Consider the following 1,265-nt stretch of genomic DNA (forward strand, 5'->3'; position numbering starts at 1 on the left):
ACCGGCGATGAACCGGGCGGCGGGCACTTCGGCCAGCAGCGTGGCCAGTTGGGGCGGGGCCTCGCGCGTGTCGGCCACGGTGACCTGCGCGCCGTGCTGGGCGCACCAGCGCGCCATGGCCAGGCCAGACGCACCGAGGCCCAGGATCAACACAGGGAGGTCTTGCAAGTGCCGCATAGTCTTAACGCAGCTTCAGCGTGGACAGGCCCACCAGGCACAGCAGCATGGTGATGATCCAGAAACGCACGACGACCTGGGTTTCCTTCCAGCCGCTTTTCTCGAAGTGGTGGTGCAGCGGGGCCATCTTCAGGATGCGCCGCCCGGTGCCGGTTTTCTTCTTGGTGTACTTGAACCAGCTGACCTGCAGCATCACCGACAAGGCCTCGACCACGAAGATGCCGCCCATGATGGACAGCACCACTTCCTGGCGCACGATCACCGCCACGGTCCCCAAACCGCCGCCCAGCGCCAGCGCGCCTACATCGCCCATGAACACCTGCGCCGGATGCGTGTTGAACCACAAAAACGCCAGCCCGGCACCGGCCATGGCCGCGCAGAACACCAGCAGCTCGCCCGCGCCGGGGATGTGCTGCAAGAACAGGTATTTGGAGTAGACCGAGCTGCCCGTCACATAGGCAAACACGCCCAGCGCCGAGCCCACCAGCACCACCGGCATGATGGCCAGGCCGTCGAGGCCGTCGGTCAGGTTCACCGCATTGCTGGAGCCCACGATGACCAGGTAGGTGAGGATCACAAAGCCCAGCACACCCAGCGGGTAGCTGACTTCCTTGAAGAACGGCAGTTGCAGCCCGGCCTTGGGCGGTAGGCTCAGGTCAAAGCCCGACTGCACCCAGCTGAAAAACAGCTCCAGCACCCGCATGTTGGAACTCTCCGAGATGCTGAACACTAGGTACAAAGCGGCGACCAGGCCGATGACCGATTGCCAGAGGTACTTTTCACCGGAGCGCATGCCTTCGGGATCTTTGTTGACCACTTTGCGCCAGTCATCAGTCCAGCCGATGGCGCCAAAGCCCAGCGTCACCAGCAACACGATCCAGACAAAGCGGTTGCTCAGGTCAAACCACAACAACGTGGAGACCGTGATGCACAGCAGGATCAGCACGCCCCCCATGGTGGGCGTGCCACTTTTGCTCAGGTGGGACTCCATGCCGTAGCCCCGAATGGGCTGACCGCTCTTCAATTCAGCGAGACGACGAATGCCGTACGGCCCAGCCGCCAGCCCCATCAAGAGCGCGGTCAGCGCC

At 63.4% G+C, this 1,265-nt stretch carries 1 protein-coding gene and 1 pseudogene; both read right to left on the bottom strand.

Annotated features, from left to right (window positions below):
- Window positions 1-177: pseudogene (locus AC097L_RS24855) on the bottom strand (UDP-N-acetylmuramoyl-L-alanine--D-glutamate ligase); the annotation flags it as partial.
- Between the two features lie 4 nt (window positions 178-181).
- Window positions 182-1,265, bottom strand: a 1,084-nt coding sequence (gene mraY / locus AC097L_RS24860) for a phospho-N-acetylmuramoyl-pentapeptide-transferase (RefSeq protein ID WP_479589387.1), incomplete at its 5' end; no start/stop codon positions are given.

It is taken from the genome of Rhodoferax sp. RT5P35 (assembly GCF_056521385.1).